At 64.6% G+C, this 19812-nt stretch carries 21 protein-coding genes; 12 read left to right on the forward strand and 9 right to left on the reverse strand.

All coding sequences use genetic code 11. The features are described from left to right. The first annotated feature begins 46 nt into the window (after positions 1 to 46). The 3 genes from ACQUQR_RS08390 to ftsZ all read left to right on the forward strand — a co-directional run bounded on the left by ACQUQR_RS08390 (position 47) and on the right by ftsZ (position 2176). Positions 47 to 592 (forward strand): double zinc ribbon domain-containing protein, encoded by a 546-nt coding sequence (locus tag ACQUQR_RS08390; RefSeq protein ID WP_435196011.1) that lies wholly within the window; start codon positions 47 to 49, stop codon positions 590 to 592. 229 nt (positions 593 to 821) lie between these two features. After that, the gene (locus ACQUQR_RS08395; RefSeq protein WP_435196012.1) at positions 822 to 998 is read left to right on the forward strand and encodes a ribbon-helix-helix domain-containing protein; all 177 of its coding nucleotides are present in this window, start codon (positions 822 to 824) and stop codon (positions 996 to 998) included. Positions 999 to 1000: 2 nt separating this feature from the next. After that, entirely contained in the window at positions 1001 to 2176 is a 1176-nt protein-coding gene (gene ftsZ, locus ACQUQR_RS08400; protein ID WP_435196013.1) for a cell division protein FtsZ, read from the forward strand. 115 nt (positions 2177 to 2291) lie between these two features. On the opposite strand, the gene ncsA is transcribed toward ftsZ, so the two are convergent. Further along, positions 2292 to 3251 (reverse strand): tRNA 2-thiolation protein NcsA, encoded by a 960-nt coding sequence (ncsA, locus tag ACQUQR_RS08405; protein WP_435196014.1) that lies wholly within the window; start codon positions 3249 to 3251, stop codon positions 2292 to 2294. Positions 3252 to 3331: 80 nt separating this feature from the next. Between ncsA and ACQUQR_RS08410 the strand changes: the two genes are divergently transcribed. The 3 genes from ACQUQR_RS08410 to ACQUQR_RS08420 are packed head-to-tail and all read left to right on the forward strand — an operon-like array spanning position 3332 to position 5095. Then, positions 3332 to 3790: a DUF4442 domain-containing protein gene (locus ACQUQR_RS08410; RefSeq protein ID WP_435196015.1), complete on the forward strand. Its 459-nt coding sequence runs from the start codon at positions 3332 to 3334 to the stop codon at positions 3788 to 3790. Between the two features lie 45 nt (positions 3791 to 3835). Then, entirely contained in the window at positions 3836 to 4411 is a 576-nt protein-coding gene (locus ACQUQR_RS08415; RefSeq protein ID WP_435196016.1) for a hypothetical protein, read from the forward strand. Between the two features lie 39 nt (positions 4412 to 4450). Beyond that, positions 4451 to 5095, forward strand: a complete 645-nt coding sequence (locus ACQUQR_RS08420; RefSeq protein ID WP_435196263.1) for a DUF7095 family protein — start codon at positions 4451 to 4453, stop codon at positions 5093 to 5095. 178 nt (positions 5096 to 5273) lie between these two features. On the opposite strand, the gene ACQUQR_RS08425 is transcribed toward ACQUQR_RS08420, so the two are convergent. Both ACQUQR_RS08425 and ACQUQR_RS08430 read right to left on the reverse strand, forming a co-directional pair. Then, positions 5274 to 6365, reverse strand: a complete 1092-nt coding sequence (locus ACQUQR_RS08425; RefSeq protein WP_435196017.1) for an aminopeptidase — start codon at positions 6363 to 6365, stop codon at positions 5274 to 5276. 54 nt (positions 6366 to 6419) lie between these two features. Then, entirely contained in the window at positions 6420 to 7196 is a 777-nt protein-coding gene (locus ACQUQR_RS08430) for a methyltransferase domain-containing protein (protein WP_435196018.1), read from the reverse strand. A gap of 96 nt (positions 7197 to 7292) precedes the next feature. On the opposite strand from ACQUQR_RS08430, the gene ACQUQR_RS08435 reads away from it, so the two are divergent. Beyond that, positions 7293 to 7430: a hypothetical protein gene (locus tag ACQUQR_RS08435; RefSeq protein ID WP_435196019.1), complete on the forward strand. Its 138-nt coding sequence runs from the start codon at positions 7293 to 7295 to the stop codon at positions 7428 to 7430. A gap of 171 nt (positions 7431 to 7601) precedes the next feature. Here the strand turns inward: ACQUQR_RS08435 and ACQUQR_RS08440 are convergent, their stop codons facing one another. From ACQUQR_RS08440 to ACQUQR_RS08455, 4 genes are all read right to left on the reverse strand, one after another. Beyond that, complete coding sequence (locus ACQUQR_RS08440; protein ID WP_435196020.1) at positions 7602 to 8438, reverse strand: deoxyribonuclease IV; 837 nt, start codon at positions 8436 to 8438, stop codon at positions 7602 to 7604. Positions 8439 to 8675: 237 nt separating this feature from the next. Next, on the reverse strand, positions 8676 to 10493 hold the full coding sequence (locus tag ACQUQR_RS08445; protein WP_435196021.1) for a hypothetical protein: 1818 nt from the start codon (positions 10491 to 10493) through the stop codon (positions 8676 to 8678). A 543-nt stretch (positions 10494 to 11036) separates the two neighbouring features. Next, complete coding sequence (locus tag ACQUQR_RS08450; protein ID WP_435196022.1) at positions 11037 to 11837, reverse strand: lipoate--protein ligase family protein; 801 nt, start codon at positions 11835 to 11837, stop codon at positions 11037 to 11039. 31 nt (positions 11838 to 11868) lie between these two features. Further along, positions 11869 to 12612: a ribonuclease H-like domain-containing protein gene (locus tag ACQUQR_RS08455; protein WP_435196023.1), complete on the reverse strand. Its 744-nt coding sequence runs from the start codon at positions 12610 to 12612 to the stop codon at positions 11869 to 11871. A gap of 125 nt (positions 12613 to 12737) precedes the next feature. Between ACQUQR_RS08455 and ACQUQR_RS08460 the strand changes: the two genes are divergently transcribed. Genes ACQUQR_RS08460 through ACQUQR_RS08470 form a run of 3 tightly spaced genes read left to right on the forward strand, consistent with a single transcriptional unit; the run spans position 12738 to position 15531 of the window. Beyond that, entirely contained in the window at positions 12738 to 13820 is a 1083-nt protein-coding gene (locus tag ACQUQR_RS08460; RefSeq protein ID WP_435196024.1) for a metal ABC transporter substrate-binding protein, read from the forward strand. Next, positions 13817 to 14551 (forward strand): metal ABC transporter ATP-binding protein, encoded by a 735-nt coding sequence (locus tag ACQUQR_RS08465; RefSeq protein ID WP_435196025.1) that lies wholly within the window; start codon positions 13817 to 13819, stop codon positions 14549 to 14551. Before ACQUQR_RS08460 ends, ACQUQR_RS08465 begins: the two co-directional genes overlap by 4 nt. Then, a complete protein-coding gene (locus tag ACQUQR_RS08470; protein WP_435196026.1) occupies positions 14551 to 15531 on the forward strand; it encodes a metal ABC transporter permease in 981 nt (326 codons plus the stop codon). Before ACQUQR_RS08465 ends, ACQUQR_RS08470 begins: the two co-directional genes overlap by 1 nt. Before the next feature lie 118 nt (positions 15532 to 15649). Here the strand turns inward: ACQUQR_RS08470 and ACQUQR_RS08475 are convergent, their stop codons facing one another. Together ACQUQR_RS08475 and kynU are read right to left on the reverse strand one after the other, a co-directional pair. Further along, positions 15650 to 16243: a DJ-1/PfpI family protein gene (locus ACQUQR_RS08475; protein ID WP_435196027.1), complete on the reverse strand. Its 594-nt coding sequence runs from the start codon at positions 16241 to 16243 to the stop codon at positions 15650 to 15652. A 204-nt stretch (positions 16244 to 16447) separates the two neighbouring features. Continuing rightward, positions 16448 to 17716 carry a kynureninase gene (gene kynU, locus ACQUQR_RS08480; RefSeq protein WP_435196028.1) on the reverse strand — a complete coding sequence of 423 codons (1269 nt, stop codon included), beginning with the start codon at positions 17714 to 17716 and terminating at the stop codon, positions 16448 to 16450. A gap of 125 nt (positions 17717 to 17841) precedes the next feature. On the opposite strand from kynU, the gene ACQUQR_RS08485 reads away from it, so the two are divergent. Next, entirely contained in the window at positions 17842 to 18762 is a 921-nt protein-coding gene (locus ACQUQR_RS08485) for an alpha/beta hydrolase (RefSeq protein ID WP_435196029.1), read from the forward strand. A gap of 86 nt (positions 18763 to 18848) precedes the next feature. Beyond that, a complete protein-coding gene (locus ACQUQR_RS08490) occupies positions 18849 to 19757 on the forward strand; it encodes a serine/threonine-protein kinase RIO2 (RefSeq protein WP_435196030.1) in 909 nt (302 codons plus the stop codon). Positions 19758 to 19812 lie beyond the last annotated feature (55 nt).

A 19812-nucleotide genomic window follows, 5' to 3' on the forward strand; every position in this document is an offset into this window, starting at 1 on the left:
ACATCGCGGGAAGATTGAAATAGCGTGCTACACAATCGAGGGACGAATGAGCAAGATAACCTTCCGCGCGGATGACGACCTCATCCGGCAGCTCGAGGAGTTCGATGCCTCGAAGAGTGAGGTCATGCGCGAGGCGCTGCGTGCCTACCTCGACGAGGAGTCGTCGGGCACGCCCGCGCGGGAGGCGAGCGTGGACCCGGAGGGGACGTTAGACGACATGCTCGTCGAACGCATCGACGCGCTCATCGCGGAGCGGCTCGACGGCGCGTTTACGCCGCGTGAGACACAGGATATCAACGTAAACATCTCTCTCGACGGCGAATCCGACGTTTCCGCCGAACAGTCGGCGGGCGCGCGTGAGACGCGTAAGACGAACACCGCGCAGCGTGAAAACGCGTCCGACGAGGGGGGCCAACCGTGTAAACAGTGCGGGGAGACCCTCGAGCCCTCTGCCGTTTACTGCTCGAACTGCGGGAACAAGACGTCACACAGGCTGTTCTGTGACTGCGGGGACGAGCTCCGATCGGACTGGGGATTCTGCCCGAGTTGCGGCCGTCGGACCCCCGCAGCCGACGTACTCGGTGACTCGTAAACGCCGTATTTCGGCGATAGAGCCCGTATACTCCGCGTCTTACCCATGTGTATGACACCCATGCAAACATTTATAATACCTCAGTCTGTGCATACGTTTGCGTAAGACGGTCGTCTTACAGCGTGTGTGCATCGGTGCAGAACCGGCCGCCTTCCGGCGGTTTTACGCTGTAAGACGCGTGTGCGGGTGTGTGCCGCACGTCGTCTTACCTACCAACAGGGGAAATACAATGGAGCGTGTGACACTACGAATCCCGAAACAGCAGATCGAGGAGGTCGAGCGAATGGTCGACACCGGCGAGTTTCCGAACCGGTCGGAAGCGATCCGGTCGGCCGTTCGAGACATGATCAACGAACAGACGGAGGGGCGTGACCACGAGAGCCGCCGCCCGTGGGCGAAGGTCTAACGATGCAGGACCTCGTCAATTCCGCACTCGAGAACGCGGAGAAGGAAGCCCGAGACCTGTCCGACGCCAGCAGCGATGGCGACGAGTTCGGCGACCCCCGCATCGCCATCATCGGCGCGGGTGGGGCCGGCAACAACACCGTCAACCGCCTGTACAACATCGGCGTCGACGGTGCCGACACCATCGCCATCAACACGGACAAACAGCACCTCAAGATGATCGAGGCGGACACCAAGATCCTCGTCGGCAAGTCCCTGACGCAGGGGCTCGGCGCGGGCGGTGACCCCTCGATGGGTGAGCGCGCCACGGAGATGGCGCAGGGCACCATCAAGGAGGTGCTCGGCGACGCGGACCTCGTGTTCGTCACCGCCGGGATGGGTGGCGGGACCGGCACCGGTGCGGCCCCGGTCGTCGCCAAAATCGCCAAAGAGCAGGGTGCCATCGTGGTGGGCATGGTCTCGACGCCGTTCAACGTCGAGCGCGCCCGCACGGTGAAAGCCGAGGAGGGCTTGGAGAAGCTCCGCAACGAGGCGGACTCCATCATCGTCCTCGACAACAACCGCCTGCTCGATTACGTCCCGAACCTCCCGATCGGCAAGGCGTTCTCCGTGATGGACCAGATCATCGCCGAGACGGTGAAGGGCATCTCGGAGACCATCACCCAGCCGTCGCTCATCAACCTCGACTACGCGGACATGAGCGCCATCATGAACCAGGGTGGCGTGGCCGTGATGCTCGTGGGGGAGACCCAGGACAAGAACAAGACGGACGAGGTCGTCAACGACGCGATGAATCATCCGTTGCTCGACGTCGACTACCGTGGCGCGTCGGGCGGACTCGTCCACATCACCGGCGGCCCGGACCTGACGCTGAAGGAGTCCGAGGGTATCGCCCAGAAGATCACCGAGCGCCTCGAGGCCTCGGCGAACGTCATCTGGGGCGCCCGCATCCAGGACGAGTACAAGGGGAAGGTCCGCGTCATGGCGATCATGACCGGCGTCCAGTCGGCCCAGATCCTGGGCCCGACGACGCAGAAGCAGGCCAACGCCTCGCGTGAGGCCATCGACTCCCGGAACACCCAGAGCGGCAACGCCATCTCGGAGCCCGGCACGGTCAGCGAGACCGACGGCGGTACCTCGGAGCTGGAGCAGAACAACGGCCTCGACGTCATCCGATAACGACACATCGGATTTCGAATAGTTCTCAACCGCTTTTCTGTGGCCAATTATTTTCGGAGCTTTCAGACTACGTCAACTGATAGCTTACCCCAAGAAGCGGGTCAGGCAGCGTGTATTACGACGTGATGGCCTCGACCAGCTGGCATTTGCGACACTGCTCGCGCGTCGTGGCGGCGCCGCACTCCTCGCACTCGCCCAGGTCGGCGGTCCCGTCGCCGTAGCGGTCGGAGACGATACTCGCCAGCTCCTCGTAGCCCGCGAGGATGGAGTGGCGCGTACCGGGGTGGTCCTCCTCCAGTTTGAGGAGCAACTGCTGGATCTCCCCGCGGAACGCCTCACTGGAGTGGGGACACTCGGTGATGTGCGCGGGCAGGTCACGCAGGTGCGCGTAGAGCGCCACCTCCTTCTCGGGCACGTCGCGCAGCGGCTTCGCCCGCGGGACGAAGGTGTCCTGCTCGCTCCGTTCGTCGAGGGGACCCAGCGAGGCGTCGAAGTGCTTCGCCACCTGTGCCACGTCGCCTTCGAGGAAGTTCATCATCGCCGTCTGGGCCTCGTCGTCGAGGTTGTGGCCCGTGAGCAGCAGGTCGGCCTCGTACTCGTCGGCATATTTGGCGAGCAGGTCGCGGCGGAACACCCCGCAGTAGGCGCAGGGTGCCATGTTCATCGGGTCGTCCGCGGCCACGTCGTCCATCTCCAGGCCGAACTCCTCGGCGTAGCCCACGACCTCGTGTCTGATATCGAGTTCCTCCACCAGCTCGACGCAGGCGTCGACCGACTCGTCGCGGTAGCCCGCGATCCCCTCGTGGATGGTGAGCGCCACCAGCTCGATACGGGGGTCCTGCGCGAACGTCTCGTGGAGGATCTGGGTGAGGACGACGCTGTCCTTGCCGCCCGACAGGCCGATGAGCCACGTCACCGGCTCCTCGGGGGTGGCGTCGTCCGGGACGAGACCGTCCTCGCGGACCCGTCGGCGCACCCGCTTTTCGACCGAGCGGGTGAAACACGACTCGCACATGTGCAGGCCGGAGTAGGCGGCGTGCATCACCGCGGACGAGCCGCACTTGTCGCAGTCCATGGGGGAGAAAGCGGGTGCAGGCGGGTAGCCGTTTCGTCTCCGAGCCGAACGGTTATCCCCCGTGAGTGGGCAGTCTCCCCATGCGCGAGGAATCGCTCCGGACACGGGTGTGGCGACACGGCTTCAACCTCTTTCCCGCCTACCGTGGGACCGGTGGCCGCGTCACCCACATCGCCGCCGACTGGTCGACGGTCCGAATTCGGCTGCCGCTCTCGTGGCGCACCCGGAACCTCGTCGGCACCATCTTCGGTGGGTCGCTCTACGGCGCCGTCGACCCCTTCTACATGGTGATGCTGATGAAACGCCTCGGCGACGACTACACCGTCTGGGACAAGGCCGCCGAGATTCGGTTCAAGAAACCCGGCGAGGAGACGCTGTACGCGGAGTTTCAGGTCCCCGACGACGAGGTGGCGTCCATCCGCGAGGAGCTGTCACCCGGCGAGTCGCTCGACCGGGTGTACGACGTTGCCCTCGTGGACGAAGACGGCACCGTCCACGCCACCTGCGAGAAGACGCTCTACATCAGAGAAGACGAGTGAGGAACCGAGCAGAAAGTATTTTGTCCTGGCAGACAGCGAGAACGTATGTCCCTCCACACCAGACGCGACGCGCTGGCTGGTGTTGCGGCTGGCATAACCGCACTCGCTGGCTGTACGCAGGGCCGAATCGGGTCGGGGGCTACGGGCTACGACATCACGACACCCTCATCGGAGGACTGTGGGGAGCTGTCGGTACCGGAGCCGACAGCCACGGACAGCGGGCTCGAACCGAAACCGTACCCGTCGATTCCGAGCCAGCTGAGCCCTCCATCGGTGGACGCGTTCGTCACCGAGTTCGAGCGGGCGTACCGGCACAACGAGTTTCTCCCGCAGGCCGACCGCTCCGGCTACGATACGGTGCTCACGGAGGGAGGCGTCCCGGACTGGGCCGTGTTCGAGGACGGAACCGGCTACGCTGTCGGCGTCAACGTCACCCTGAAATACGGCGACAACGAGACCACCCCACCCGCGACACAGGCCCCCTTCGGGACTGCCCCGAAACGGGCGTGGTACTACGTCACCCCGCGGTTCGCCGTTCGTGACGAGGCGGGCGACGGGGACCTCTCGACCGGTGACGAGCCGCGGTTCGACGACCCGGTGCTCGTGGCCTGTTCGGACTGAAACCGTTTTGCGTTCGCCTTTCTAAGCCCACCCATGACCATGGACCGCGACGCGGCCGTCGCCCGCGTCGAGGAGATCGTCGCCACCGTCGAGGACGAGGAGATGCCCGTCCCCGTCCGCGAGGTGTGGGTGTTCGGCGACATCGCCCTCGGCTTGGACCCCATCGACCGCCTCGATGTGTACGTCACGAAGGACCTGCTGTTCAAGGATTCCCCGGAGCGAGAGGAGGAGTTCGAAAAGTCACACGGCGTGAAAGGCGTGGGGAAGACCGTCTCCGCAGCGTGGGCCGACGCGCATCCCGAGTACCTCCGCGCGAACGCGAGCGGGCACGCCGCGCCTGAGAAGTGTCTCGCGGCGCATCTCCTCGAAGACGGCGAACCCGTCCACCTGGAGGTCTGCAACACGGGCTTCGAGAACAACGTCACCCAGCGGCTCCAGGGAGCGAAAGCGCGGGGCGCCTACGAGCAGATCCTCGACCCCCGCGGGGTCTGTCTGTGGGTGGACGGCCAGCGGAGCGAGGAAGCGTTCGCGAAACTCCGGGCGGGTGAGTTCGTCATGCCGACGCTCCCGGGCGCACTGGAGATGCTCGGCTTGGAGGAGGCGGAAGCCGAGGAGGCAGCCGACGCGCTCCGCGCGTACAGAGCAGGACAGGAGGGGGCGACGGTCAGAGGGGACGTGGTGTAACCGCGGAGGGGGGAGCCGCGGTCAGCCCGGGACGGGGTACCTCGGGGGGCCCACCATGGCAGGGGGACGGTGGAGATGCTCCCCGGCCGGAGAGAGCAGGCGGGGATAAAAATCGGTTTTCCAGAGTCTCACCCAAATTCGGTTGCAGCGTCGCCAGCGGAGAAAGATTCTCGTAGGGCTACGCCTCGAACCCGTCCTCGAATCGGAAGGTGCCGTCGCGCTGAATGACCTCACCGTCGACCGCGATGTGAGAGTCCTCGCTCATGTCGACGATCATGTCCGTGTGGACGGCCGAGTCGTTCCGCTCGTTCCCCTCGCCGACGGTGTCCTCGTAGGCCATCCCGATGGCCATGTGGACGGTGTCGCCCATCTTCTCGTCGAACAGCATGTTGTAGGTGAACCGGTCGATATCGCGGTTCATGCCGATGCCGAGCTCGCCGAGGCGCTTCGCGCCGGCGTCCGTCTCGAGCAGCGAGGTGAGCACGTCCTCGTTCTTCTCCGCCGAGTGCTCGACCACCTCCCCACCTTCGAAGACGAGGCGGGCACCGTTCACCTCACGACCCTGCACCATCACGGGCTTGTCGAACAGCACCTCACCCTCCACGCTGTCGGGGACGGGCGCCGTGAACACCTCTCCCCCAGGAAGGTTGTGCTCACCGTGGTCGTTCTTCACGACGTTGCCCGCGATGGACAGCCGGATGTCGGTGGTCTCGCCCGACCTGATGTGCACCTCGTCGGCGTCCTCGAGGATGTCGACGAGCTGTTGCTGGTGGTCGCGCACTGCGTCCCAGTCTTTGAGGACGGCGTCGAAGACGAACTCCTCGTACGCTTCGGAGCTCATCTCGGCCTTCTGTGCGTAGCCCGTCGAGGGGAACTGCGTCCCGACCCAGCGCTTGTCCATCACGACCTCGCGGACGGGCTGCATCGCCTGCGCGCGCGCCGCGTTCTTCTCCGGGGGAACGTCACTCGACTCGTACATGTTCTCGCCGCCACGGATGGAGATGAGCGCATCGAGGTGCTCCATCCGGGCCTTCTGGGCCTCGCTCATGACGATGTCGTCGGCGTCGATGGCCTGCAGATACGCGCTCTGGGCACGCTCCGACCCGAGCGAGATGCTGGCGACGGCACCGATCTCACCGAGGCGTTCGGCGACGGCGACGACCAGCTCCTCGCTGTCGGGCGACCCGGAGACGAGCACCTCGTCTCCCGGCTGGATCTTCGTGGAGTGGTCGACGAGCACGTTCGCGTGGTCGCGGATGCGGGGGTCCATAGCCCCACTCACACGACAACGCACTAAAGGGTTCGCGGAACGCTATTTCTGTAACTACACTGACCCGACGGTGACGTAGAAGGGAACCGTCTCGCTCCGTCGGTACTCGCCGGCCTGCGCCTGTTCGGCGACCGCCCGGCCCATCTCGCGCCACTCGCTCCGGAGCCGGTCGAGCTCCTCCTCGGTCCCCTCCATATCCCCCCGGCGGGCACGGAGGTCCTCGGCGCTGGCCTTTCGGGAGATGGCCTGCAGGTCTGCCTCGGAGTACGGTGGCTCCGTGACGCGCGTGTGGTCGTGCCGGCGCACCTCGATGTCGCCCAGTCCCGCCGCCTCGAACAGCGCCCGTGCGTTCGACCCGAGCGCCACGTCCGTGCCGACGCCCGCGAGATACCGGACCCGCGCGCGCTTCGCGAGGACGGGCTCCGCGTCGACGCTCGACTCGATGGCGACGGCGGCGTTGTCCGGCTCCACGGCCGCCACCCGCTCGCGCGCCACCCGCGCGAACTCCTCGATCGCCAGCGACGGGTCGGGGAGGTTGATGAGCAGCGCCTGACAGACGACCACGTCGAACGCGTCGTCCGGGAACGGCAGAGAGAGCGCGTCACCCCGGACCCCCTCCACGGGGAGCTCCGCGAGCAGCGCCGGGTCGCGGTCACAGCCGACGACGCGGCCGGGACACTCCTCGGCGAGCACCCGCGTCAGCTCGCCGTTCCCGCAGCCCACGTCGAGCACCGAGTCGGCCTCCCCCAGTCGGAGGGGGGCGAGCGCGCTGCGGTCGCTCCACATCCCCGCCCGCGTGCGACTGAGATACTCCGCGGAGAACCGGCGCATGAACTCGCTTGGTGGGTCGCGTGGAAAAACGCTGTCGGACCGGTCGCACCGGGGTGACACCCCCCTTTTACCGTCGATGCCTGCGAACCCCGAGGTATGTCCAGCAACACGACCGACGAGGAGCCGACCGTCCGCGTCTTCGCCGACGAGGACGTGACGACGCTGTACGACGCGGCCGCAGCGGACGCATGGGTGGCGACCGAGGACCCGGTCGACCTCGAAGAGATGGTGTAATTCGGAACGCCGTTCGCTCCTGTGCTCGCGGCTTCACCGCTCGCAATCCCGAGGCCTCGCGTTACTCGGCCTCGCAGAGTTCGCGAACGCGTTCACGGCTTCGCCGCTCACCGTCCAGTCCGCTCACCCCTGGGCTCGCGGCTTCGCCGCTCGCAACCCCGAGGCCTCGCGTTACTCGGCCTCGCAGAGTTCGCGGACTCTCTCGATGTTCCACGCGAACGACTTCCCGTCCTCCGTGGGCGTCTCGAGCGCCATCGGCACCCCCTCCTCGACGCTGCGGTTGATGAACGCCCGCATCCCCTCGACGCCGATCTCCCCCTCGCCGATGTGGGCGTGCTCGTCCTTGTTCGTCCCACAGCCGTGCTTGGAGTCGTTCAGGTGGACGTATTTCAGGTTCTCGAGGCCGACCACCTCGTCGAACTCCGCGAAGGTGTCGGCGACCCCTTCCTCGGTGGAGATGTCGTACCCCGCGGCCCACGCGTGGGCGGTGTCGATACAGAAGCCGATCTCCTGCGAGGTCTCGTCCATCACCGTCGCGAGATGCTCGAACTGCCCGCCGAGTTTCGTGCCCGACCCCGCGTCCGACTCGATGAGAATCTGGACCCCCTCCGGGACGTCGATGTCGTCGAGGACGGAGGCCGCGTTCTCGAGGCCACCCTCCACGCCCGCGCCGGTGTGCGCGCCCAGATGGACGTTCACGTACGGGATGTCGAGGAGGTCCGCGACATCGACCTCCGTCTGCATCGAGTCGAGGGATTTCTGTCTGAGGCCGTCTTTGGGCGTACAGAGGTTCACGAGATACGAGGTGTGGATGACCCACGGCCCGATGTCGTGCTCCTCCGACAGTTCGATGAACCGTTCCGCGTCGTCCTCCGAGATGGAGGGGTCCTGCCACACCTGCGGGGAATGGGAGAAGATCTGCCCGCAGTTGCCACCGTACTCGACCTGGTCCTCAACGGCGTTGTAGACGCCACCCGCGATGGAGGTGTGCGCACCGACTTTGAGCATATGGTGCGTTCTCTGAGTGGATTCGGGAAAGCGGCTTCGGTGTGTTTGTTGGTTTTTTGGCTCTGTTGAAATCCTCAATCGGTGAGATGTTCTCGAGGGCGTGCTGAATACAGAGCGCATATGCAGCGGTTTAGGGGGTGGCGTCATCGGTCATAGGATGGGAGACTAAACGACCAAGGATAGCTACGAGGGGCCTAAATCCACCATTCGCGCTACTATTCCCTCCCTAATGAGGGCTCAGAGAATGATATCGTCCAACTCATCATGAATCCCCCCACCCGTCATAGCCTGAACTCGCACCTCATGTCGAACATCTCCACTATACACTCTCCGCAATTCGGACTGGAATTCAGCGCCCTTTCTCCTGTCTTCGATATTCGCCCGTAAATTCGCCAACATCAACTGGCTGTATCGATTCGGCAGCGAGTCGTCTCCATGTTGGCTAAGCTCAACACCGGTAATGAAAATCTGTTCAGTGATGTACTCCTTGAACTGCATAGGAATCTCATCAGCTAGTACTATCGACTTCAGACACGAAATCAAACAAATCACTGCAGCTTTCGGGAGATTCTCTCTAGCTCGGTCGTCATCAATATTATCCTCGTCCAGGCGGATAAAGTCCTTATATACCTCCTCACCATCATCGTTCACTGTCTTCAATTCACCATCGTCTTCCAAAATCATGTGCTCCAAGAGGTTCAACCATTCCCGCATATTGCTCGTCATCTCATAAAGCAGCCGTGAGTAATCGTTCGGCCACTCAGCCGCCCGATCAGCTTCATCAGTGAGCTCGTAATTATCGCAAATCTGTCGTGTGAAAGACTCGTAGTAGTACAACCACATATGCCACTTCATCTCCTGAGCGAATGACTCACGGATCATTATATCGAAAAACATGATGGCGACGTAGAGCGGGTCACTGAAAACATGTGTTTCCGATTCTTCTGATTCAGAATTCCCAATAAATTCGGAATCCGTAAACTGCCGTCCATTATACTGGTCGTGGTCCTTACCGGCTTGTTCCCGGAGAATCGTCTTTGTAGTCTCTCCTATGGGCCGGTACACATTGAGGTTTTTAGCGACCTCACAATCGGAAAAGAGCGCGTGGATCAACTGATTATCTGGATCAATATGGTATCGATACATCCCATCGAGGGACATGTTATCTGAAACATTTCGGTATAGGAGGCTGTTCTCGGCGCGAAGCATCGTGCTCAAATAACCCTCTATGAACTTTTCGCGCGGGAAATTGATGTCCTGATCCGATATGATATCGATACCGAAATATGGATCAATTAGCGGGTGCTCTTGGCGGAACACCGGGTCTAGAAGAAGCGTTTCGGTGTAATCACTAGCATCTTCGGCTGTTTCTTGTGCATGGTAGCGCAATAACCGCCATCGATAATTGAGTTGTTTCGTGGTTCTGTTGTATGGCTCTCGGAACCGTTCAACCCACCGCTCAGGAAGGTGGTTTTTCAACCAATCACTGGCTCCTGCGGTAAATCTATCCACACCTTCTATTTTATGTACCTCCCGATTTGGGTATGGATCGTCTTCTTCAGACAGTATTTCAGCAATTGAGGCATTTCCGAAAGCAGCTGGCGGTTGAGGTTTTGTCGGGTGGTCAATTAGCGGTTTGTAATTGTCTCCGATGACTTCAACTAACGTAGCAAATTCTGACCGGTTGTAGAGGCCCCGTAGGGTTGAGAGCAGGTATTCTTCATTTCGGATTCGAACGTTCGACTTCATTATTGTTGTGACAAACATGGCGAAAATAGCGCTCACGCTGACAAGTTGGATGAGGTTGATGGCGAGCGGATCGAGATTCACAACCAGGTATGGTGTTGGATAGCCGCCGAGAGACTCGACCTCCCGGTGTTGTAAATACAGATTAGCGATGTACGTCGCAACTGTGAGTAGGAGGAAAACGCACGTCAGAGCTAGAATGCCCCGTTTGTAGAGACTGTATCCAATCCGCAGTTGACGGTAAGGGGGGAGGACGCTATAGATGGCGATGATGGTCGCAAAGATGGTGAAAATAAAGAGTTCTGCCATTTGTCCTACGATGACTATCCGCCCATATAATTGTGTGCCAACGCGGGGTCACTACTGAGTAGGGTTCAGATTTGGTAGATCGAGGAGGATGCATCGCGTAGGTTATCCCACGCGAGGAGTTCAGCAAAACGCCGAGAACGGTGCGAAACCAACGATATCTGTCTGCTGAATAGACTCTCTGTGTGGTGCACGCCGTACGTATCAAATTCTGAGGATTTCAACAGAGCCGATTTTTTCTCTTTGGAGCGACGACCTGCAAAGCCCTCACTTGAGTCAACTCCGAGGACGAAAACACCTGCAAAGCCCTCGCGCTCTCGACTCGGTACGGCGAGCGCGCTCCTCGGCCTCCGGCCTGCGGTGCTCACTCGTCCGTTCCTTCGTCGAGAACACTCGCCCTTTGCGATTCCACCAGGACCACACCACACAGCACCGCATCCACACACCTCCCCAGCCGATTCCTTCGTTCGGCTTCGCCTCACTCAGTCATCCCTCGCGCGCTCGCGCTCGCACGGGGCGAGCGCTGCGCGCGCCCGGGAAGAAAGATCAGTCCGTCGGGTCGGTGCGCTCGCGGTTCCAGCTATCGCTCCGGTACTTGGTCTTCGCGCGCTCGCGTGCGCGAGCCAGTTCGTCGTCGGTCCACCCGCCCTCGTCGGCGTCGGCCCACGATTCGAGGTGGGCTTCCAGCGCGTCGACGGCGTCCGCCCGGTCGATATCGACCTGCTCGTCGATGCCCGTCACGCGCTCGCGGAACCGGGATTCCGAGGGGCCGTCGGTGAACACGCCGAGATGGCTTGGCGCGTCGACGGAGAACGTGATGGAGCCGTGCTGGATGACGCTGTCTTTCCTCCTGTACTGGGCGTTCCCGGCGATCTTCCGGCCGGCGCCGGCGACCATGTCGTGGGCGGGATGCAGATCCCGAAGATAGCACGCGGGGTGGTAGATGGCGTCGTGTTCCTGCTCGACGAACCGGGCGTCCACGCCGATCGCGCGGAGGAACGCGAGGATGGGTTCACACAGCAGGTCGTAGGTCGCCATCAGGTCACCGGGGAGTTCGTCCTTCGGGGCGATGATGGAGTAGGCGATATCCCCATAGTGGTCGTGGTAGATGCCACCGCCACCGGTCTGGCGGCGGGTCACGTCGATGCCGGACTCCTCACAAAATGCCCAGTCCACGGTGTCGGGGGCCTGCCGGTAGCCGAGGGTGAGACAGGAGGGCTCCCACTGATACACCCGGACGGTGCGGGGGCCGCCGTTCGCCGCGGTTTCCGCGGCGATCTCGTCGAGGGCCATGTTGGTCGCGCCGTCGCGGACCTCCTCGCGGATGAGCCGCCACTCGCCGTTCATGGGTGGGGTAGCGAGGGGGGCAAGAAAGGGGTTACTCTACAGCGGCCTCGAACACGTCGCGGTGGAGCTCTCGGGTGACGTGGTCCGCGAGCGTCCGGAGGTTGACGGTGTCCTCGCGGTTGTAGGAGATGAGCGTCTCCAGCGAGCCGTCGACGCCGCGTTCGTGTTCGCGCCAGAGGCGGACGGCGTCCATCCCCGAGATGTCGGGGCGGTCGCGCTCGATGCCGACCTCGGGTTCGATGGCCTTCAGGCCGCCCGAGAGCCCGACGCGCTTCGCGGGGTACATGAGGTCGAGGTGGGGCGCGTCGAGCGAGAGGTCGAACGACTGCTCTAAGAAGGGGATGTCGAAGGAGGCCCCGTTGAAGGTGAGAAGCAGGGGGGCATCCAGCAGGTCGGCGACGCGCTCGCGGGTGAGGTCGTCGTCGCGCACGAGTGTCGTCGTCTCGTCGCCCTGGTGGAAGGAGACGGTGGTGACGACGTCCCGGTCCGCGGAGAGGCCGGTGGTCTCGATGTCGAAAAAGACGGCCTCGTCGCGGAAGTTCTCGTAGAGCCGCCAGCGCTCGTTCGAGGGGAACCGCTCCCCGAAGAACCGGGCGTCGCCGGTGTCGAGCGCCTCGCGACCCGCGTCGATGAAGTCCTGGATACGCTCACCCGTCTTCGCCCCCACCGCGCTCGGGTCGAACGCGTCCCAGTGGGTGACCCCCTGTCGCCAGAGCTTCCGTTCCGTCCCCTCGCCGACCCCCCGGACCGGGATGAAGGAGTTCTCGATTCGCATACACACGGCGAGGCAGTCCCCGGAGTAAAACCCCTCGTTCCGTCCCACACTCGTGAGAGATTAGATATATCTAATCTTTACTTTAGACCACAATCTACTTGTGCTAGTCCGCGACAAAACAACGTATGGACGACTACGAAATTGGAACCGAGACCGAACGAACCATCTCGCGCCGGCAGGCGCTCGCGACCGGCGGGGGGCTCCTCGCCACGGGGCTGGCCGGGTGTACCGGGCTGACGGGGTCGACGTCCAGCGACGACTCCGAGGAGAACAGTGGGTCCGAGGGCCCCGTCGCCGTCGCCTCCTTCTTCAGCTTCTACGACTTCGCCCGGGAGCTCGCCGACGGGACGCCCATCACGGTGAAGAACCTCGTCCCGACCGGGCTCCACGGCCACGGCTGGGAGCCGAACGCGAGTGTCACGCGCGACATCATCGAGGCGGACGCGTTCATCCACGTCGGGAAGGACTTCCAGCCGTGGGCCGACCGCGCGATCCAGACGCTGAAGGACGACGACGTGGACACCCAGCTCATCAACGTTCGCGAGGGCGTCGAGCTGGTCGAACTCGCGGCCAGCCTCGACCCCGACGAGGAGGGCGTTGGGCAGGGCCGCGGGAAGGACCCCCACTTCTGGCTCGACCCCCGGCGCGCGAAGACCTCGGTGGACAACATCGCCGACGGGCTCGCCGAACTCGCACCCGACCACGAGGCGACCGTTCGCGAGAACGCCGAGACCTACAACTCCGAGGTGTTAGCGCGCATCGACGCCGACTATCAGGCCATCTTCGACGCGGCCGACCGGAAGGTCGTCCAGCTCGCCGCGCACAACGCCTTCCAGTACATCGGCGTGCGCTACGGCGTGGAGATGCGCCCGCTCGTCGTGAACCTCGCCGCCTCCGGCGACGTGAAACCCTCCGACATCACCGAGGCGAAGGCCGTCATCGACGAGCACGACATCGAGTACATCGGCGCGGGCGTCTTCGAGACGCGCAAGCCCGCGAAACAGCTCGTCGCCGAGACCGCCGTGAGCGCCTACTTCCCCGTCACGCCCTACGCGGGCGTCCGCGAGGAGTGGGTCGCCAACGACTGGGGGTACGAGGAGATCGCCTACAACATCAACATGCCCACCTTCGAGGTCGTCCTCGGGAACAAATCCCCCGAGGAGGTCGGCGGGGAGGGCTGGGCCGAGCAGTGGAGGAACTTCGAATGAGTCGCGTCATCGAGGTCACGGACGTGACCTTCGGCTACACCAGCTCGCCCGTACTCGAGGATGTCTCGCTCGCCATCGACGCGGGCGAGTACGTCGCCATCGTCGGCCCGAACGGCTCGGGGAAGTCGACCCTCATGCAGCTCATCCTCGGGCTCCACCGCCCCGACGAAGGGACGGTACGGCTGTTCGGCGAGCCGGCCCACGAGTTCGACGACGGGGCACGCGTCGGCTACGTCGCCCAGCAGGCCAGCGCCGCGAAGGAGATGCCGATCACCGTCCGCGAGGTCGTGGCGATGGGGCGGTTCCCCCACGTCGGCTTCGGCCGGCTCGACGCCGCGGACCACGCCATCGTCGACGAGGCGCTGGAGACCGTCGGGATGACCGCGTTCGCGGACCGCCGGGTCACCCAGCTCTCGGGTGGGCAGCGCCAGCGGGCGTTCATCGCCCGCGCGCTCGCCGGCGAAGCGGACCTGCTCGTCCTCGACGAGCCCACGGTTGGGGTGGACGCCGAGTCGGTCGAGGCGTTCTACGACCTGCTCGACGCGCTCAACGAGGATGGAATCACCGTCCTCCTCATCGAACACGACCTGCGGGCCGTCACCGACCACGCGGAGCGCGTGGTCTGTCTCAACCGCGAGCTCTACTTCGACGGCCCCGCCGGGGCGTTCGTCGAGAGCGACGCGCTCGCTCGCGCATTCGGCACCGCGATGGCCGTCGGGGGTGACGCCTGATGTTCCTCCAGACGAGCGCCCTCGACGCCGTACTCGGCCCCCTCTACTGGCTGCTCGCGCTGTGGTCCGAACTGCTGGGCTGGCTCGGGGGCGTCACCGGCCTCGAACTGCTCCAGTACCCGTTCATGCACCGCGCGATCCTCGTCGGGCTCTGTATCGGGGTGATGGCCCCCCTCATCGGGACGTTCCTCGTCCACCGACAGCTGGCGCTCATCGGTGACGCGCTCGCACACACCGCGTTCGCGGGGGTCGCCGTCGGCCTCTTTCTCAACGGGGTCCTCGAGCTCGGTGTCTCGCCCTATCTCACCGCCGTGGTCGTCGCCGTCATCGCCGCGCTCCTCATCGAGCTCATCTCGGAGGCGACCGGCGCGTACAACGACGTGTCGATGGCCATCGTCCTCTCCACCGGGTTCGCGCTCGGGACGGTCCTCATCAGCCTCAACGCCGGGGGACTGGCCGTCGGCATCAATCAGTACCTGTTCGGGAACCTCTCGACCGTCTCGGCCGAGAACGCGGCCATCCTGCTCGTGCTGTTCGCCGTCATCGTCGGCGTGGTCGGCGTCACCCGCAATCAGCTCCTGTACGTCACCTTCGACGAGACGGCCGCGGCCGTGGCGGGCATCCCCGTCAGCTGGTACAACCGCGTGATGGTGATGCTCACCGCGCTCGTCGTCGTGGGCGCGATGCAGATCATGGGCGTCATCCTCGTCGCCGCGATGCTCGTCGTCCCCGTCGCGGGGGCGGCACAGGTGTCCCGAAGCTTCACGGAGTCGCTGCTCGTCTCCGTCGTGCTCGCCGAACTCGCCGTCCTGCTCGGCATCGGCGCGGCCTACTACGGCGAGGCCACGGCGGGAGGCGTCATCGTCCTCGTCGCCGTCGCCATCTACGCGGTCGCCGTCCTGCTCGGCAAACTCCAGACCGCGATCAGAACGGACGAGGCGCCCGAGATCGGCGCCATCGACACCGAGCTGGCCGACTGACCACGCCCCGGACACCGAAATTTCATATCGCGATATACAGTGTATACCGGCCGAGCGGCGCGACAGCTCCATCCGTAGAGTTCCCCAGCGAGAAGCGCCCGTTCTTCGGAATTCGCCCTCAGACGACCAGCACGTCGTCGCTCGGGGTGTACTCCATCTCCGAGGCTACTCGCGCGGCGACCTCCGGACCCCACTCCCGGGCAACGACGTGGAACGCGAGGTCGAGCCCCGAGGTGACCCCACCGGCGGTGAGGACCCTACCAGTATCGACCACCCGTGCATCGCGCACGTCCGCCCCCGTCTCGCGGAGGTCGTCGAGCGCCGAGGCGTGGGTCACCGCCGGGACGCCATCGAGGACCCCCGCCGTCGCGAGCAGCATTCCCCCGGTGCAGACCCCGGCGAGAGTCGTCCTCGCCTCGTAGAGCCGCCCGATCTCCTCGGGGAGCACCCCCGACTCGGCCTCCGACCACGCCCCCGCACGCGAGCGGTCGTTCCACCCACCCCCGGGGACGAGAAGCAGGTCGGGCGTGCCGAGTTCACCGTCGACCCCCACCCGGAGCCCGTGGCTCGCGGTGACTTCCTCTCGAGCGTCGGCGGTGACGAGCCGCACCGACCCCTCCTCTGAAAAGCGAACCGCGTTGGCGAACACCTCGTACGGCGCGATGGCGTCCAGTTCGTCGAACCCGTCGTAAAGCGCGATCTCGATGTTCATACTTCGAATGCGCGGGCCGTGGCCATGAGTGTGCGTGTTCAGGTGAGAAATCGGTCCTGTGCGCGGGTTTGGGCCGAATTCGACTGTTCGAGACACCGATCTATAAATGGCATACTGCGATAGCAAATTCTAGCCGGCGCGGGGAACCTGCGGCTCAGTGAGCAGAGGGTAGACAGGTGCTATCCTCCGAAAACAGCGATCTCGCTACGTGACGCCGCCGGACTGGGGCTCGAACCCCTCGTAGGCCCGGTTCTCGTGGATATCGCGGAGGTGCGTGGCCACGTCGAAGACGTCCTCGAACCCCGTGTACAGCGGTGCGGGGGCGACGCGGACGACGTTCGGCGGCCGGAAATCGACCACGACGTCCCGTGATTTCAGCGCCTGCGTCACCCGATACGCCTCCGGATGTTCGACGGCGATGTGGCCCCCGCGGTGGGCCGGCGCTCGCGGCGTCCCCACCGTGTACCCCTCCAGTTCGTCCACGAGGTGGATCAGGTACTCCGTGAGCGCGACCGATTTCTCCCTGATCCGGTCGATGCCGGCGGTCTCGTGGATGTCGAGCGCCCCGTCGAGGGGCGCGGCGGCGAGGATGGGAATCGTCCCGATCTGGAACGCCCCCGCGCGCTCCGCGGGGGTGTACTCGTGTCGCATCTCGAACTGCGTGGCCTTCTCGTGGCCCCACCAGCCCGCGAGCGCGGGGGTGACGCCGAAGTGGTCCTCGTGGAGATAGAGGCCGGCGACCGCCCCCGGCCCCGCGTTGAGATACTTGTAGTGACACCAGGTGGCGAAATCCACGTCACGAGCATGGAGGTCGTGGGGGACGACACCCACGGAGTGCGCGAGGTCGAACCCCGCGTACGCGCCTGCGTCGTGGGCGGCCTCGGTCAGCCGCTCGATGTCGAGCAGTTGGCCCGAGCGGTAGAGGACACTCGGGAGGAAGAGCACTGAGACGTCCTCGCGCTCGAGCGCTCGCTCCACGTCGGCCTCGTCGATAGTCCTCCCGTCACGCGATTCGACGACGGTGAGATGCTCGTCCGGGTCGAGCCCACGCTGGCGGAGCTGGGCGCGGATGGCGTAGTGATCGGTGGGAAAATCGAGGTCGTTGACGAGCACCGTCCCCTCCCCATCAGCAAGATCGTAGAACGTGGCGACGAGCGAGTGGATGTTCACCGTCGTCGCGTTCGCGGCCACGACTTCCCCCTCCCGTGCGCCCACGAGCGGGGCGAGTCTGTCGCCGAGCCGTTCCCCGTAGTGGAACCAGTCCGGGTCCCCCTCGGTCCACCCCTCAACGGCGTGGTCGCGCCACTCCTCTAAGACGTGTTCCACCCGCGCTTCCGCGGCGTCGGAGATGGGGCCAAGCGAATTGCCGTCCATGTACGTACCGGGCACGTCGAACCGCTCGGCGAACTCGGCGAGCGGGTCGGAGTCGTCGGCCGCCCGAGCGGCCGCTCGCGTGGTGTCTGGGACCTTCATGGGTCGAAGAAGGGGGCCGGGATAAGGGGCTTTTCGACACAGCCGATAAATCAAATATCGGGATATGAAATCCCCCATCGCAGGGGAAGCCAAGCTTAACGCGCCGGCGGGGAGAAGCCCGTCGCATGCCCGAACGTGCCCCCGCGATGGACGAACAGGCCCGGAGCGTCGTCGAAGAGATCGACTCCCTCGGCGTTCCGGCGTGGCACACGATGAGCGTCGAGAGCGCCCGCCGGGTCGAAGACGAGGTGTTCTCCGGGGGGAACCCACCCGCCGTCGAGGTGGTCCGGAACGTCGCGTTCGACGGGCCCGGCGGGGAGGTCCCCGTGCGCGTACTCATCCCCGAATCCCCGGAGGGAACGCTCGTCTTCTACCACGGCGGGGGTTGGACACTCGGCACCCTCGACTCCGTGGAGAACATCTGCCGGGAACTGGCCACGAGAGCGAATCTCGTCGTCGCGGCCGTGGACTACCGACTCGCGCCAGAACACCCCTTCCCCGCGGCGGTGGACGACGCGTTCGCCGCGCTGGAGTGGGTGGGCGAAAACCGGGAAGCGTTCGGCGGCGAGGGACCGCTGTTCGTCGGGGGGACGAGCGCCGGCGGGAACCTCGCGGCCGCGACCGCGCTCCACGCCCGAGACGCGGGTATCGACCTCGCGGGACAGCTCCTCGCCTACCCCATCACGGACTACGCGTTCGACACCGAGTCGTACCGGGCGAACGCGGATGGTCCGCTGCTCACCCGCGACGACATGCGGTGGTTCTGGGAGCAGTACTGCCGGTCGCCCGTCGACGGCGCGAACCCCTACGCCTCGGTGCTCCGGGCCGACGTGGCGGGGACGGCCCCCGCCTGCGTCGTCACCGCGGGGTTCGACCCCCTGCGCGACGAGGGGGTCGCGTACGCGGAGAAGCTCGAGAGCGCGGGCGTCCCCGTGGAGCACCACCACGAACCCGCGCTCCCGCACGGCTTTCTCTCGCTCACGGAGTCGGTCGACCGCGCGGACGAGGCGATGGGGGAGATCGCGGCGTGGCTCGCGGACCGGTAGGAGAATTTCGTATCGCCACATGAAGTTTATCACTCTGAATCCCCGACGCGGGCGGTTTTTACCCGCAGGCCCGCTACGGGCCTGTAATGGTCCAGAACATCGCGCCGGTGATGGCGGAACTCGAGCCGGAGGACTTCTATCTCCTCTCCGGCATCGAGCAGGGGATGCGCTTCTCGCGGTGGGTCGCCGCGGAGAAGATCCCCGAGTTCTCGCGGCTCGACGCCCAGGAGGTCGACCACCGCATCGACCGCTGTGAACGCCGGGAGCTCATCACGCGCAAGACGATCCAGTACACCGGCTATCGGCTCACCTACGAGGGGTACGACGCACTCGCGCTCCACACCTTCTCCGAGCGGGACACCATCGAGGGCGTCGGCTCACCCCTGGGCGTGGGCAAGGAGTCGGACGTCTACGAGGCGATGTCCTACAAGCCGCTCGCGCTGAAGTTCCACCGCGAGGGGTACACGAACTTCCGTGAGGTGCAAAAGGAGCGGGACTACACCTCCGATAAGAACCACGTCTCGTGGTTCTACACGGCCCGGAAGGCCGCTGAACGGGAGTACGAGGCCCTCGAAACGGTGTTCCCCCAGGTCTCCGTGCCTCGGCCCATCGACCACAACCGCCACGCCATCGTGATGGAGAAGTTCGAGGGGGTCGAACTCGCGCGGGCGAAACTCCAGTCAGCCCAGGCCGTCGGCGTCCTCGATCTCATCGTCGACGAGCTCCAGACCGCCTACGACCAGGGGTTCGTGCATGCGGATATGTCGGAGTACAACGTCGCGGTGTCGAGCGAGGGCGTGCTGGTGTTCGACTGGCCCCAGTCGGTCCCCACCGACCACGAGAACGCCGACGAGTTTCTCACCCGCGACCTGCGGAACCTCGTCCAGTACTTCAGCCGGAAGTACCCCCGTGAGACCCCGGAAGTCGACATCGAGGCGCTCGCGACGGCCGTCCGCGACGGCGAGTTCGAGACGGTGCGGGCGTTCGAGGCCTGAATCGGCTTTCTTCGCCCCCTTCGGCTGTTTTCTCGTGTGCTCGCGGTCGGGAGCG

Source organism: Natronomonas sp. EA1 (genome assembly GCF_051195035.1).
Lineage (GTDB): Archaea > Halobacteriota > Halobacteria > Halobacteriales > Haloarculaceae > JBNTJV01.

What these genes read in the sequence shown, in the direction of transcription:
- ACQUQR_RS08390 (WP_435196011.1), top strand. Translation starts at nt 47, where the DNA reads ATGAGCAAGATAACCTTCCGCGCGGATGACGACCTCATCCGGCAGCTC.
- ACQUQR_RS08395 (WP_435196012.1), top strand. Translation starts at nt 822, where the DNA reads ATGGAGCGTGTGACACTACGAATCCCGAAACAGCAGATCGAGGAGGTC.
- ftsZ (WP_435196013.1), top strand. Translation starts at nt 1,001, where the DNA reads ATGCAGGACCTCGTCAATTCCGCACTCGAGAACGCGGAGAAGGAAGCC.
- ncsA (WP_435196014.1), bottom strand. Translation starts at nt 3,251, where the DNA reads ATGGACTGCGACAAGTGCGGCTCGTCCGCGGTGATGCACGCCGCCTAC.
- ACQUQR_RS08410 (WP_435196015.1), top strand. Translation starts at nt 3,332, where the DNA reads ATGCGCGAGGAATCGCTCCGGACACGGGTGTGGCGACACGGCTTCAAC.
- ACQUQR_RS08415 (WP_435196016.1), top strand. Translation starts at nt 3,836, where the DNA reads ATGTCCCTCCACACCAGACGCGACGCGCTGGCTGGTGTTGCGGCTGGC.
- ACQUQR_RS08420 (WP_435196263.1), top strand. Translation starts at nt 4,451, where the DNA reads ATGGACCGCGACGCGGCCGTCGCCCGCGTCGAGGAGATCGTCGCCACC.
- ACQUQR_RS08425 (WP_435196017.1), bottom strand. Translation starts at nt 6,365, where the DNA reads ATGGACCCCCGCATCCGCGACCACGCGAACGTGCTCGTCGACCACTCC.
- ACQUQR_RS08430 (WP_435196018.1), bottom strand. Translation starts at nt 7,196, where the DNA reads ATGCGCCGGTTCTCCGCGGAGTATCTCAGTCGCACGCGGGCGGGGATG.
- ACQUQR_RS08435 (WP_435196019.1), top strand. Translation starts at nt 7,293, where the DNA reads ATGTCCAGCAACACGACCGACGAGGAGCCGACCGTCCGCGTCTTCGCC.
- ACQUQR_RS08440 (WP_435196020.1), bottom strand. Translation starts at nt 8,438, where the DNA reads ATGCTCAAAGTCGGTGCGCACACCTCCATCGCGGGTGGCGTCTACAAC.
- ACQUQR_RS08445 (WP_435196021.1), bottom strand. Translation starts at nt 10,493, where the DNA reads ATGGCAGAACTCTTTATTTTCACCATCTTTGCGACCATCATCGCCATC.
- ACQUQR_RS08450 (WP_435196022.1), bottom strand. Translation starts at nt 11,837, where the DNA reads ATGAACGGCGAGTGGCGGCTCATCCGCGAGGAGGTCCGCGACGGCGCG.
- ACQUQR_RS08455 (WP_435196023.1), bottom strand. Translation starts at nt 12,612, where the DNA reads ATGCGAATCGAGAACTCCTTCATCCCGGTCCGGGGGGTCGGCGAGGGG.
- ACQUQR_RS08460 (WP_435196024.1), top strand. Translation starts at nt 12,738, where the DNA reads ATGGACGACTACGAAATTGGAACCGAGACCGAACGAACCATCTCGCGC.
- ACQUQR_RS08465 (WP_435196025.1), top strand. Translation starts at nt 13,817, where the DNA reads ATGAGTCGCGTCATCGAGGTCACGGACGTGACCTTCGGCTACACCAGC.
- ACQUQR_RS08470 (WP_435196026.1), top strand. Translation starts at nt 14,551, where the DNA reads ATGTTCCTCCAGACGAGCGCCCTCGACGCCGTACTCGGCCCCCTCTAC.
- ACQUQR_RS08475 (WP_435196027.1), bottom strand. Translation starts at nt 16,243, where the DNA reads ATGAACATCGAGATCGCGCTTTACGACGGGTTCGACGAACTGGACGCC.
- kynU (WP_435196028.1), bottom strand. Translation starts at nt 17,716, where the DNA reads ATGAAGGTCCCAGACACCACGCGAGCGGCCGCTCGGGCGGCCGACGAC.
- ACQUQR_RS08485 (WP_435196029.1), top strand. Translation starts at nt 17,842, where the DNA reads ATGCCCGAACGTGCCCCCGCGATGGACGAACAGGCCCGGAGCGTCGTC.
- ACQUQR_RS08490 (WP_435196030.1), top strand. Translation starts at nt 18,849, where the DNA reads ATGGTCCAGAACATCGCGCCGGTGATGGCGGAACTCGAGCCGGAGGAC.